This is a genomic window from Arthrobacter sp. SPT-J7, assembly GCF_059089965.1.
In genome coordinates this window covers 392,970-406,526 of sequence record NZ_JBNHFF010000004.1, presented here as the reverse complement: position 1 = coordinate 406,526, position 13,557 = coordinate 392,970, and the positions used below count along the sequence as shown (strand labels likewise).

Sequence of the window (13,557 nt, the reverse complement as noted above, 5' to 3'; positions counted from 1 at the left end):
CACCGGAACGTTCCTTGTCAGCGCTCCGGTGCGGGCACCGCCGTCGTTATTTTCGAGTCAGCAGCAGCGGCCTTGCGGGTTGTTCTCCTGCCGGTCCGTCTTGTCCCGCCAGAACTCGCGTTCGCTCATCGGTTCAGTGCCCGGGTGGGTCCGCCGATGGTGCTCCAAATAGTCCTGGTAGGCGTGTTCGCCCATCACTCCTTTGAAGTACCAAGCGAAGCTCCGCCAGCCGCGCCGTGCCTGGGGCCAGTTAATGCTCGACATGACTCTGGCCCGTCCTTCCCCGCCCGGCCGCAGCGGGCAAGGCGTTCCATTGTTTCTCCAGTTCCTTCTCCGGCCCGCTGGCAATGAGGCCTGCCGGCCCGTAAATGGAGGACACCACTGCGGGGTCCTCGTGCGAGGGCTCGCCGCCCAGCCGCCAGGATCTGTAGGTGGCAATCAATGCGGTGGCGATGACAATGATGGTTAGGACGACGAAGACTATTGACAGCGTGCCCTGCACCGCGGTGTTGCGGATCACCGCCTCGATTTCCTCTACCGATTTGGCGTTCCCCAGACTGGTCTTGCCAGCCGCCAGGGCATCGCGGTTGGCGATGTTGTTGGCCCAGTAGCCCACCTTCACATCCGGGCTGAAGATCTTCAAGATCGAAGCCCAGATGGTGATCACGGAGGCAAAGGCCAACGGCAGCGCGATGATCCACAGGTACTTGAAGGCTCCGCGCTTTGCCGCGATCGCCAGGCAGACCGCGAGCGCGATGGCCGCCAACAACTGGTTGGCAATGCCGAAGAGCGGGAAGAACGTGTTAATGCCGCCCAATGGATCGGTGACGCCCAGGATCAGTATGTACCCCCAGCCGGCCACCATGATGGCTGTACAAATCCAGACACCGGGGCGCCAGGACATGTTCTTGAACTTCGGCAGGACGTTGCCGATGGTGTCTTGCAGCATGAAGCGGGCCACGCGGGTTCCGGCGTCCACCGCGGTGAGGATGAACAACGCCTCGAACATGATGGCGAAGTGGTACCAGAAGCCCATCATCGTGACGCCGCCGATCATCGTGTGCATGATCTGCGAGAGGCCGACGGCGAGGGTGGGCGCACCGCCGGTCCGCGAGACCACTGATTGCTCGCCCACGTTACGGGCCAGTTCGGTGAGCATATCCGGCGTCAGGTTGACGCCGGACAGGCCCAGGCTGTTGACAAAGGCCACCGCGCCTTCCACCGTGCCGCCGGTCGCCGCCGCCGAGGAGTTCATTGCAAAATAGATCCCGCGGTCGATGGAGATGGCCGCGACCAGCGCCATGATGGCCACGAAAGACTCCATCAACATGCCGCCGTAGCCAATGAAGCGGCTCTGCTTCTCCTTCTGCAGCATCTTTGGCGTGGTGCCGGACGAAATCAGCGCGTGGAACCCCGAGAGCGCGCCGCACGCGATCGTGACGAACAGGAACGGGAACAGCGAACCGGGGACGACGGGTCCGTCGGATCGGCCCGCGAACTCGCTGAAGGCCGGGACATTGATCTCTGGCCGGACCAGCACGATGGCCAGTGCCAGCATCAGGATCGTGCCGATTTTCATGAAGGTGGAGAGGTAGTCGCGCGGAGCGAGCAGCAGCCAGACCGGCAGCACGGCCGCGATGAAGCCGTAGATGATGATGCCCCAGGCGATGGTGGTCCGGTCCAGCGTGAAGATTGCCGCGCCCCATCCGGTTTCGGCAATCGCCCCGCCGCCGACGATGGCTGCGATGAGCAGCACGAAGCCGATGATGGAGACTTCGCTGACCTTGCCCGGCCGCAGGAAGCGCAGGTAGATGCCCATGAAGAGGGCGATCGGGATGGTCATTGAGACCGAGAAGACGCCCCAGGGCGACTCGCCCAAGGCGTTGACTACGACCAGGGCCAGGATGGCCACGATGATGATCATGATGGTCAACGTGGCAATCAGGGCGGCGGTGCCGCCGATAAGGCCCAGTTCCTCGCGGGCCATCTGGCCAAGCGAGCGGCCGCCGCGGCGCATCGAGAAGAAGAGCACCAGGTAGTCCTGCACCGCGCCGGCCAGGACGACGCCGACGATAATCCACAGCGTGCCGGGCAGGTAGCCCATCTGCGCGGCCAGGATGGGTCCGACCAGCGGTCCAGCGCCGGCGATGGCGGCGAAGTGGTGGCCGTAGAGCACGCGGCGGTCCGTCACCACGTAGTCCTTGCCGTCCGCGTTGTACTCCGCCGGCGTCGCTCGCCGGTCGTTGGGGCGGGTCAGTTTGTTCTCGATGTACTTGGAATAGAAGCGGTAGCCGATGAAATACGTGCAGACGGCGGCGAAAACGAACCAGATCGCGTTGATCGTTTCACCACGCGAAAAGGCGAGCATGCTCCAGCTGACCCCGCCCAACAGCGCGATGGCGACCCAGATAACAACCTTGGTAGGCGTCCATTTGTATTGCGCGGCCTCCGCAGCCGGATCCAGCGCTACCGGCGGCAGGTTCGGGTCCTGGACCAGCAGGTCGGAATCCGGCTCGTTTCCGGCTTGCCCGGGCAGGGCTCCGGTGGGTTTCTCACTCATGATGCTCCCCCTTCATAGAACGCCGATGCTATTAACGATGCACCGTAGCAGCGCGGCCGTCTACAGGGAACGGAGCCGCCCTTTTCAGCGGGTGGTGAGCAGGATCTTGCCGGTGTGAGCGCCCAAATCGAAGTACTCATGGGCCGCGGCAGCATCCGCCAAAGCAAAGGTTCGGTGCACCTGCGGTTTGACGTCCCCGGACACCACCAGCGGCCAGACATGCTCGGCAACCGCGTGCATGATGGCGGCCTTTTCCTCCGCAGGCCGCGAGCGCAGGGTGGTGCCGATGACCGCGCCGCGCTTGGCCATGAGCTGGCCCAGATTCAGTTCCGCTTTGGCCCCGCCCTGCAGGCCGATCACGACCAGCCGACCGGAGGTGGCCAGGGCGTCCACGTTCCGCTGCAGGTACTTGGCACCCACGACGTCCAGGATGACGTCCGCGCCGCGGCCCCCGGTAGCCTCTTTGATCCGCTCCACGAAGTCTTCCTCGCGGTAGTTGATCAGCACCTCGGCACCCAGTTCACGCGCGACGTCGAGCTTTTCCTGGCTGCCGGCCGTCACCGCCGGGACGGCTCCGAAAGCGGCGACCAACTGGATGGCCATGGTGCCGATGCCGCCGGCCCCGCCGTGGATCAGTACGGTTTCGCCAGCCTGCACGCCGGCGGCCATGAACAGGTTGGAGAAGACCGTGGCGGCCACTTCCGGCAGCGCCGCGGCCGTCACCAAATCCACGCCCCGGGGCACCGGCAGCACCTGTCCTGCCGGGACCGCAACCTGTTCGGCGTAGCCGCCGCCGGCCAGCAGGGCGCACACTTCGTCGCCGACCCGGGGTGCGGTGACGTTAGGGCCGACAGCGGACACGCGGCCGGACACTTCCAGGCCTGGGATCTCGGAGGCGCCGGGAGGCGGCGGGTAGACGCCGATGCGCTGCTGCACGTCGGCGCGATTGACGCCGGCGGCAGCCACGTCGATCACCACTTCGCCCTCGGCCGGCTGCGGGGCTTCAGTGTCCCGCAGCCTCAGGACTTCGGGGCCGCCTGCTCCTTCATAAAACACCGCTCTCATTGCCAGCCTCACTTGCCTTGTCCGGACGCAGAAACGTTGCGGGCGCGCACTTTGCCCGCGCGCGCCCCTCCGTGACAGACTACAAGGCGAGGAAGGTTGTCCGAGCGGCCGAAGGAGCTGGTCTTGAAAACCAGTAGGCGGTAACCCCGTCTCATGGGTTCAAATCCCATACCTTCCGCTTCAGCAGCAGGTGTCCAGGCCGTCCGGCCGGGCACCTGCTGCTTTTCACGTCATAAGACGGGGAACCTCACGGTCAAGGTGGGCGCGTATTCTGCCTCGCCCGCGCCGCCGGTATACCCTCGGCTACGAGTCGTTGCACCCCTAAGCCGAGGAGACCCCGTGCCCAATCAGTCCGCGCCTGTCCGCCGCCGCCCGCTCAAGGCGTCCGCCGTCGTCGTCCTCATGGCAGCGCTGAGCGGTTGCGGATTGGGCGGCCCGCAGGAGCCGCCGCGGGATGCATCCGGTGCCGTGACCGAAGCCGCTTCCGCCGGCGCGTACACCATCAAGGTGGGCGACTGCCTGAACAACCCGCGCGCCGAGCGCCTCACCGAGGTGGAGTTCGTGCCGTGCGATCAACCGCACGAACTGGAGGCGTTCGCGTCCAGCAACCTGCCCGACGGCGACTACCCCGGCGACAAGGAAGTGGCGGCCAAGGCCGAAGAGTTCTGCGTGGCAGAGTTCAAGGCTTTCGCCGGCATCCCCTACGACGACTCTGCGCTGGAGCTGATCCATCTGAACCCCACCGAGGCAAGCTGGAGCAGCGAGCAGGACCGCGAACTGCTCTGCCTGGTGGGCGCCAAGGATGAGCCCACCACCGGCACGCTCAAGGACAGCCGCCGGTAGTCGAGCGGGTCGCGCACGGCCGCGGCTCGCCCTGCCCAAGGGCCCACGGATCCTGCACCACTCTGCCTAGCATGCCCGAAGCCCGCCGGGTCCACTGGCCCTACAGGCCTAGACCTTTCTGTCAAGCCCTAGCGAACGTTTCATCCCCTTTGAAGCTGTTCTTTCACAGAAGTATTCCGCTGGTTCTGGCCCTCGGGTAACCTCCCGTTCATCCCTGCCAGCTGGACTGGGGAGCGGTGCTTGCACCGTGCAGCCGTGCCGCAGCCGTTCCCTGGGTGCGCGGATCATCACTTTCACCTTGAGAGATAGGGCCAAATGGCTACTTCATCACCGAAGACCGCGCTGGCTGCGGTCCTGACGGCAGGCCTGGTGGCGGCGCCCTTCGCGGCGTTACCTGCGCATGCGGCCGATCCGGTCGAACTCAACCTTCTGAGCATTAACGATTTCCACGGCCGGATCGACGCCAACACGGTCAAGTTCGCGGGCACCGTGGAACAACTCCGGGCGCAGAACCCCGAGGGAACGCTGCTTACCTCCGCCGGCGACAACATCGGCGCCTCGGTCTTCGCGTCTTCCACGCAGCAGGACCAGCCGACCATCGATGTGCTCAATGCCTTGGAATTGGCGACGACGGCGGTGGGCAACCACGAGTTCGACCGCGGCTTCGCCGACCTGAGGGACCGTGTGGCCCCTGCGTCCAAGTACCCCCAACTGGGCGCCAATGTGTACCGGGCCGGCACCTCTGAACCGGCCCTGCCGGAGTACGAGCTGGTCCCGGTCAACGGCGTGACCGTTGGCGTGATCGGCGTGGTCACCGAGGAAACTGCCTCGCTGGTGTCCCCGGGCGGGATCGCCGACCTGGAGTTTGGCGATCCGGTGGACGCCGTCAACCGGGTGGCGGCGGAGCTGACGGACGGCGCCGGGGACGAAGCCGACGTCATTATGGCTTCCTACCACGAGGGCGCCAACACGAACGCGGACCTGGCCAGCGCCGTGGCGGCGAGTGCCGTGTTCAACCGGATCGTCAACGAGACGAGCGCGATCGTGGACGTTATTTTCAACGGCCACACCCACCAGGCCTACAGCTTCGACGCCCCTATTCCCGGCGCGGACGGCAAGACCCGGCCCGTGGTGCAGACCGGTTCCTACGGCGCGAACATCGGCCAGGTCCAGCTGAGCTACGACGCCGAAACCGGTGAGGTGCTGGCGCATACCGCTGCCGTCGTGCCGCGGACCGGCACCGCCGATGGTGAACTGGTATCCGCCTATCCGCGGATGGCCGAAGTATCCTCGATCGTCCAGGCCGCGCTGGAAAACGCCGAAAAGGTCGGCGCCCAGCCGGTCGGCTCGGTCACTGGCGACATCACCACCGCGTTCCTGCCTGACGGGCCTGACGCGGATTCCGCGCCGGACCGGGACGACCGCGGCTCCGAATCGACGCTGGGCAACCTGGTGGCCGATTCGTTGCTGGCATCCCTGGCCTCCGCCGAACGCGGCGGTGCCGAAATCGGTGTTGTGAACCCCGGCGGCTTGCGGAACGAGCTCTACTACGCGCCCGACGGCACGGTCACCTACGCCGAGGCCAACGGGGTGCTGCCGTTCCTGAATAACCTGTGGACCACCACGCTGACCGGCGCCCAGCTCAAGACCATGCTGGAGCAGCAATGGCAGCGCACCGCAGCCGGCGAGGTGCCCAGCCGCGCCTACTTGCAGCTGGGCCTGAGCAAGAACGTCAACTACACCTACGACGCGGCGCTGCCCGAAGGCGAGCGCATCACCGGCGTCTGGGTCAACGGCGAACCGCTGGACCCGGAACGCGGCTACCGGGTGGGCACCTTCAGCTTCCTGGCCCAGGGCGGCGACAACTTCCACGTCTTCACCAAGGGCGCTGACACCCGCGACTCCGGCTTGGTGGACCGAGACGCCTGGATCGCCTATATCGAGGACAACAGCCCGCTCTCGCCCGACTTCGCCCGCCGCACCATGCAGGTGACCGGGGCACCGGAATCCATCGGCCCCGGCCAGCAGGTCAGCGTGAAGCTGGCCAAGCTGGACCTGACCTCGCTGGGCGCCCCGGTCAACAAGGAGGTGTCGCTGGCCTACGTTGACGCGGCCGGCACCCGCACCGAGCTGGGCACCTTCCCGGTGGCAGATGGCAGTGCCTCCATCGAATTCACCGCTCCTTCCAACCTGGACGGCGGCTACTTCGAACTGAGCGCTGCCGCCTCCGGAACCACGTTCCGTCTGCCCTCCGCCATTAAGGCCGGCGGCGGCACCGGTGCCGACCATGTGGTGCTCAACGAGGCGTACCTGTCCGGCGGCAGCGCCGGCGCTGCCTACCGGAACAAGTTCATCGAGCTCTACAACCCCACCGACGCCGAGGTCAGCCTGGACGGCTGGTCGCTGCAGTACCGGCCGGCCACGGGAACCGCCACCCCCACGGGTGTGGCGGCGCTGTCCGGCAGCATCGAGGCCGGCGGCTACTTCCTGGTGCAGGCCAACTCCAACGGTCCCGGCGGCAAGGACTTGCCGGAACCGGACCTGGTGACCAGCCTGTCGCCCTCCGGGACCAATGGCACCCTGCTGCTAGCCAACCAGGCCGGCGCAGTGGCCGATCTGGGCAGCGGTTCGGTGGTCGACCGCAGGAATGTGGTGGACCTGCTGGGCTACGGCACCTCGAACACCTTCGAGACCGCAGCGGCCCAGCCGCCGAAGAGCAACACGGACGTGCGGTCGATGAACCGCGCCGACGGTGCCGACAGCAACAACAACGCGGCGGACTTCAGCCTCAGCGAAGACATCTCCCCGCAAGGCTCCGGCGAGGACAACGGAGGCGGTGATCCCGAGCCGGAAGCAGCGACCATCGCTGACATCCAGGGCACCGGCACCCAGTCCCCGCTGGCCGGCAAGACCGTGACCACCCACGGTGTCGTGACCGCGGCCTATGCCACCGGCGGTTTCGACGGCTACTACCTGCAGACCGAGGGGGCCGGCGGCGACACCAACACCAGCGACCGAACCGCCTCGGACGCGGTGTTCGTCTTCTCCCCCGCGACTGTCGGTGACGTGGAGATTGGCGATTTCGTGGAGGTCACCGGCAAGGTCAGCGAGTTCCATGGCCTGACCGAAATCACCGTGCCTGCCGATGGCCTGACACTGCTCAAGGAGGCCGCCGAAGCACCGAAGGCAGCCGCCATCGGCTGGCCGGCCACGGACGAGGCGCGCGAGAAGTTCGAGGGCATGCTGCTGGCGCCCCGGGGCGGTTTCACCGTCACCGACAACTTCGCTCTGAACCAGTACGGCGAGATCGGCCTTGCCGCCGGGAACTCCCCGCTGGTGCAGCCCACCGCCGTCGGCGCCTATGGCTCGGACGCGTTCTGGGCCGAGACCGAGAAGAACGCCGCCCTGGCCGTCACACTGGACGACGGCTCGAGCGTCAACTACCTGGGCGCGGACGCCAACAAGGACATCCCGCTGCCGTACCTGTCCGCCGAGGATCCAGTCCGGGTGGGCTCCCCCGCCGAGTTCGCCACCAACGTGGTGCTGGATTACCGGTTCGACCTCTGGCGTTTCCAGCCGCTGGGCCACCTGACGGTGGACAATGCGGAAACCGTCCAGCCGGCGTCGTTCCAGAACACTCGGACCAATGCGCCGGAGCAGGTCGACGGCGTGAAGCTGGCTTCGTTCAACGTGCTGAACTACTTCAGCACCACCGGCGACCAGGTGGCCGGCTGCGGTGCCTTCACGGACCGCGACGGCAACCCGATCACGGCCCGAAACTGCGATGCCCGCGGCGCTTGGGACGCGGAGAACCTGGAACGCCAGCAGGCCAAGATCGTTGCGGCCATCAACGCGCTGGACGCTGACATTGTGGCGTTGGAGGAAATCGAGAACTCCGCCCAGTTCGGCAAGGACCGCGATGCCGCCCTGGCCGCACTGACCAAAGCACTGAACGCGGACCTGGGCGATACCCGCCACAACGGCAAGCATACGGGCAAGGCGCACGGCGGCTGGGACTACGTCCGGTCGCCCGAGCAGCTGCCGGCGCTGGCGGACGAGGACTTCATCCGCACCGCGTTCATCTACAAGAAGGACGAAGTGAAGACGGTCCAGGAGTCGGTGATCCACAACGACACCGAAGCCTTCGCCAACGCGCGCAAGCCGCTGGCCCAGGCGTTCAAGGCCAAGAACGGACCCTCGGATCCTTTCATCGTGATCGCCAACCACTTCAAGTCCAAGGGCTCCGGCCCCAACTCGGGTGAGAACGCCGACCACGGCCAAGGTGCCTGGAATGCAGCCCGCACCGCGCAGGCGCATTCACTGGTGGACTTCGCGGAGCAGATGCAGGAGAAGTTCGGGACCGACAAGGTGCTGCTGACCGGCGACTTCAACTCCTACGCCAAGGAGGACCCAATCAAGGTCCTCACCGACGCAGGCTATGTGGATCAGGGCGCCAAGACCGGCGAGCACAGCTACAGCTTCGGCGGCATGGTGGGCTCGCTGGACTATATCTTCGCCTCGCCCGCAGCGGACGCGAAGGTCAAGGGCGCCGACATCTGGAACATCAACTCGGTGGAATCGATCGCACTGGAGTACAGCCGGTACAACTACAACGCCACCAACTTCTACGCCCCGGATCCCTACCGGGCCAGCGACCACGATCCGATCATCGTGGGCCTGGACATGGACAAGGACCGCGGCACCGGCGGAAAGAAGCGCTAGACAAGCCTCAGCGGTTCAGCCACCGGCAGCCACGCAAGGAGACAGGCAGGCCCTCCCACCCGGGGAGGGCCTGCCTGCCTCATCTGCCCACTACTGTCGGCGGCAGTGACGGCGTCAGTGCCCTAGCATCCCGCTGCCAACGACGGCGGTGCCCGCCTGCGCGGCCGCGGCCCTGCTTCTGTTGTCGGCTGCGTCGAGGATGGCAGCGGCTATCCGGTCGGCATCCTGCAAGGTCCGGCCGCCGGTCTCCCCGGAAGCCCCGGCTTCGGCGGCAATCGACGTGCCCCACTGCACCGAGGACAGCTGCAGCCCGATCACATACAGGTTCTCCACCGGTTGTCCGTTCCGATCCAGCGGGCGGTACGGCGGCTGCGTGACATCCAGGCCGGAACCGGTCACCGGCGCGCCATTGGGTCCGATCATCAGCTTGGGCCTGGCCAGGCCATCCTCCAATATCCGGCGCAGCAGCGGCGACCGGTTGTGGGCCACCCGATTGACCGGCATCATCGCCTCCACCAGGTAGGCGGCACTGTAGTCGGCGTCGTCGACCCACGGCGAAGTGACCCGGAAGCGGCCGGTGTTCGGATCCACCTGGTAGACCGGCTCGGGGCCCGCAAACTGGACGATGCCGGCCCGCGCCAGGGCAGCCAACTGCTCGATGCGCTGGGCCGGCGGTCCGCTGGCCAGCCCCTCGACCAGCGGTTCGAACCAGCCGCGAAGTTCGGCCAGCCACGATTCCTCGGTGATGCCGCCGTCGGCCACAATCTTTTTGAGCAGCGAACGTCCGGCGTTGAGGGCCCCAATGGCCATCTTGAGCGGATCATCGGTTCCTCGCGCAGAGCCGTTCGCGTCGGCGTCCAGGTAGTCCAGAACCGCCTGCTGATACTCGGCGGCGGACGTGAACTTGCGGCTGCTGAAGGGCTTGGCCATGCCTTCCACGTCCAGCAACCTGTCCTGGCTGACCCGCTCGGCCAGGTACGCCCGAACCCGCGTCAGCAGCGTGCGGTTTCCTGGCTCCCATTTCTCCGCCAGCAGTTGGTCCAACCCGGACAGCAGCTCCTGCGGTGCCACCTTCAGGCACTCCGGTTCCACCCGCGCCAGCGTGGAGTAATAGGTCCAATAGACGTCGCGGTGCAGCATCGGCCACAAGTCGTGGTCAAAGCCGGGCTGGACGCCGGCTTCGGCAAACAGGCGGGCTGCGTGCGTGGTGAAGTGCTGCAACTCGACGCCGGCCGGGATGTAGCTATCGATTCTGGCCTTCGCGCGGTAGGGGGTGCCGCGCCGGGACCCGGCCACCAGCCGCGGCTCCTTCCCCGACGGGAGGTAGGTCAGCGGCTTGTCGTCCGTCGCCGGCACGAACCGTCCGCCGCGGCCTTCGGTCACTTGGACCATGAGGTCGAAGAAGTTCAGGCCCATCCCGCGGACCAGCACCGTGCGCCCGGGCGGGAGCCGGCCCCAGTCCACGTCGGCGGGAACGTTCGGCGGCAGGTAGTGCAGGCCGTGCCGCGCCGCCGCATCCTGCAGCTGCTGCTGCTCCGGGTTCAGCGCGGCGGGCAGATGCCCCAACGCCAGCACCACGGCGTCGGCCGGCAGAGTCGTGCCGTCGTTCAGCTCAAGCTGCCACTCGGCGTCGTGCCGTGCCAGACCGGTGGCTTCCGCCGCGTGAACGGTCAGCGAGGCATCCGCCCCGGTCCGGGCGGCCAGGTGCGCGAAGGTCCAGGCCAGATAGCGCCCGTACAGCGCGCGGCTGGGAAAATCGGCAGGCCCCAGCGCCGCCGCCTCCGCAGCGTCATCCGCCGGCACATCCGGAATGCTGCCGTCCGCCACCGCGGAGCGCCAGGCCTCGAAGGTCATCCCGGCCACCGGTTCGGGCCCCACATGCTCGGTCCCGGGTGCCGGCACCACCGTAGGGAACAGGCAGGGCGTATTCATCAGGAACAACCGCGACTGGCCCGGCTGCCAGACGTGGCCCGGCCCTGGCGGGAACGGATCCACCAGATGGATCCGCAGCCGGGCTCCACCGCGCGCGTGCTGGTTGGACAGCAATCGTTCCAACACGGAGGTGCCCCGCGGGCCTGCGCCCACGATCGCCACCCGATAGATGCCCGGATTATCCATGCTTTCTAGCCTACGGTCTACAGGCCGAACGTCCGGCCGGAGCGGCTCGGAAGTTCCCGACCGCGCACCGCACGGAACCTCCGCGGCGGCATGCCTAGGATGGTGGCATGGCCCAAGATTCCGCGCAGGACAGCACGCATTTGCCCCACGACGACTTCATCTGGCTGGAGGACATCTACGGCGAGCGGCCGCTGGAGTGGGTGAAGGGCCAGAACCGCCGCACCGAGGACAAGCTGCTGGACGGGCAGTTCACCGCGCTGGAAGCCGGCATCTTGGAGGTCCTCGACGCGGAGGACCGGATCCCGGCCGTCACTAAGCGCGGCGCTTACTACTACAACTTCTGGCGGGACAAGGCGAACCCCCGCGGCCTGCTCCGACGCACGTTCTGGGAGAGCTACCTGACCGACTCGCCCGAATGGGAGATCCTGCTGGATGTGGATGCGCTGGCCGCGGCCGAAGGCATCGAGTGGGTCTACGCCGGCTCCGCCTTCCTGCGGCCGGCCGACGGCATCAGCTACCGGCGGGCCATGCTGCGGCTTTCACCCGATGGCGGCGACGCTGTGCGGCTGCGGGAGTTCGACGTCGAGGACCGCGCCTTCGTCGCCGGAGGCTTCGACATCCCGGTGGCCAAGAGCTACGTCTCGTGGCTGGATCAGGACCGGATCCTGTTGGGCACCGACTTCGGACCGGGCTCGCTGACCACCTCCTCCTATCCGCGGACCAGCCGCATCCTGCAGCGCGGCCAGGCGCCGGATGCGGCGGAGGAATACTTCAACGTCCCCGAGGACCACATGCTGGCCCAGGTAGGCCACGACTCCACCCCCGGCTTCGAACGCGACGTCGCGGTGGACGTCATCGATTTCTTCAACTACCGCACCTATCTCCGGCGCGACGGAAGTTGGCTGCCCATCGATGTGCCCACCGACGTGAACGTTGACATCCACCGCCAGTGGCTGCTGATGCGGCCGCAGGGTGACTGGGAACTCGGCGATTCCGTCCACCCGGCCGGCTCGCTGCTGGCCGTTGAGCTGGAAGCCTTCCTGGCCGGAGACCGCAGCGTGCAGGTGCTGTTCGCGCCGGATGCGGCAACCTCGCTGCAGTCCTGGAGTTGGACGAAGAACTACCTGCTGCTGAACCTGCTGCACGATGTGTCCTCGCAGGTGCGCGTGCTGGATCCGGCGGCCGGCTGGTCCGCATCCGAGCTCCAAGATTGCCCGCCGCTGCACGCCGTGGATGCCTCGGCCGTGGATGACGAGGAGTCGGACGACTACTGGCTGGTGGCCACCGGCTACCTCACGCCCTCCACCCTCTCGCGTGGCACCATCGGCGGGCCGGCAGCGGAAGTCAAGGCTTCGCCGTCGTACTTTGATTCCGCTGCCTACGAGGTCCAGCAGTACTTCGCCACCTCCAAGGACGGAACCCAGGTGCCGTATTTCCAGGTGGCGCCAAAAGACCTCAATCACGACGGCGGCAATCCCGTGCTGCTTTCGGGTTACGGCGGGTTCGAGATCGCCAGGACACCAGGCTACAGCGGCACCGTGGGCCGGGCGTGGCTGGAACAGCGCACCGCGGACGGCCGCGGCGGGGTGTATGTGGTGGCCAATATCCGCGGCGGCGGCGAATACGGTCCGGCATGGCACCGGGCGGCGCTGCAGGCCAACCGGCACCGGGCCTACGAGGACTTCGCCGCGGTGGCGCAGGACCTGATGGACCGCGGCGTCACCCGCCGGGAGCGGCTGGGCTGCGCGGGCGGCTCGAACGGCGGACTGCTGGTGGGCAACATGCTCACCAGCTACCCGCATCTGTTCGGCGCGGTCTCCTGCGGGGTGCCGCTGCTGGACCTGGCCCGCTACACCCAGCTGTCCGCCGGCTACTCCTGGATTGCCGAGTACGGGGATCCCCAGGACCCGGCGCAGTGGGAGTTCATCCGCACCTTCTCGCCCTACCACCTGCTTCAGCCCGACACCGAATACCCCGATGCGCTGATCTGGACCGCCACCTCGGACGACCGGGTGGGCCCGGTGCAGGCACGGAAAATGGCCGCGCGGATGCTGGAGCTGGGCATTGAGAACGTCTGGTTCCACGAGGCCTTGGAAGGCGGCCACGCCGGCGCCAGCGACAACAAGCAGACCGCCCGGCTGCAGGCCCTCTCGCACACGTTCCTGTGGCGGGCGCTGACAGGTTAAGCCGTTCGGCGGTTTTGCTCTTGACCCTTGGTTCTGGGTAGTCTTGTGTGGCTAGCAATAGCG

At 66.9% G+C, this 13,557-nt stretch carries 7 protein-coding genes and 1 tRNA gene; 4 read left to right on the top strand and 4 right to left on the bottom strand.

Going from position 1 to position 13,557, the window contains the following annotated elements; genetic code table 11:
* Positions 1 to 57: 57 nt before the first annotated feature.
* The 3 genes from AC5RWX_RS09420 to AC5RWX_RS09410 all read right to left on the bottom strand — a co-directional run bounded on the left by AC5RWX_RS09420 (position 58) and on the right by AC5RWX_RS09410 (position 3,625).
* Positions 58 to 264, bottom strand: a complete 207-nt coding sequence (locus tag AC5RWX_RS09420; protein ID WP_414960476.1) for a YbdD/YjiX family protein — start codon at positions 262 to 264, stop codon at positions 58 to 60.
* Positions 251 to 2,560, bottom strand: a complete 2,310-nt coding sequence (locus tag AC5RWX_RS09415) for a carbon starvation CstA family protein (RefSeq protein ID WP_493957361.1) — start codon at positions 2,558 to 2,560, stop codon at positions 251 to 253. Before AC5RWX_RS09415 ends, AC5RWX_RS09420 begins: the two co-directional genes overlap by 14 nt.
* An 84-nt stretch (positions 2,561 to 2,644) precedes the next feature.
* Positions 2,645 to 3,625, bottom strand: a complete 981-nt coding sequence (locus AC5RWX_RS09410; protein ID WP_493957362.1) for an NAD(P)H-quinone oxidoreductase — start codon at positions 3,623 to 3,625, stop codon at positions 2,645 to 2,647.
* A 90-nt stretch (positions 3,626 to 3,715) separates the two neighbouring features.
* Here AC5RWX_RS09410 and AC5RWX_RS09405 point away from each other — a divergent pair.
* The 3 genes from AC5RWX_RS09405 to AC5RWX_RS09395 all read left to right on the top strand — a co-directional run bounded on the left by AC5RWX_RS09405 (position 3,716) and on the right by AC5RWX_RS09395 (position 9,190).
* A tRNA-Ser gene (locus AC5RWX_RS09405) sits at positions 3,716 to 3,803 on the top strand.
* Positions 3,804 to 3,964: 161 nt separating this feature from the next.
* Positions 3,965 to 4,468 (top strand): septum formation family protein, encoded by a 504-nt coding sequence (locus AC5RWX_RS09400; protein ID WP_493957363.1) that lies wholly within the window; start codon positions 3,965 to 3,967, stop codon positions 4,466 to 4,468.
* 315 nt (positions 4,469 to 4,783) lie between these two features.
* Positions 4,784 to 9,190, top strand: coding sequence for an ExeM/NucH family extracellular endonuclease (locus AC5RWX_RS09395; RefSeq protein WP_494097280.1), 4,407 nt, complete (start codon positions 4,784 to 4,786; stop codon positions 9,188 to 9,190).
* A 114-nt stretch (positions 9,191 to 9,304) separates the two neighbouring features.
* On the opposite strand, the gene AC5RWX_RS09390 is transcribed toward AC5RWX_RS09395, so the two are convergent.
* Entirely contained in the window at positions 9,305 to 11,308 is a 2,004-nt protein-coding gene (locus tag AC5RWX_RS09390) for an FAD/NAD(P)-binding protein (protein ID WP_493957365.1), read from the bottom strand.
* A gap of 107 nt (positions 11,309 to 11,415) precedes the next feature.
* Between AC5RWX_RS09390 and AC5RWX_RS09385 the strand changes: the two genes are divergently transcribed.
* Positions 11,416 to 13,494, top strand: a complete 2,079-nt coding sequence (locus AC5RWX_RS09385; RefSeq protein WP_493957366.1) for a prolyl oligopeptidase family serine peptidase — start codon at positions 11,416 to 11,418, stop codon at positions 13,492 to 13,494.
* The last annotated feature ends 63 nt before the right edge of the window (positions 13,495 to 13,557 follow it).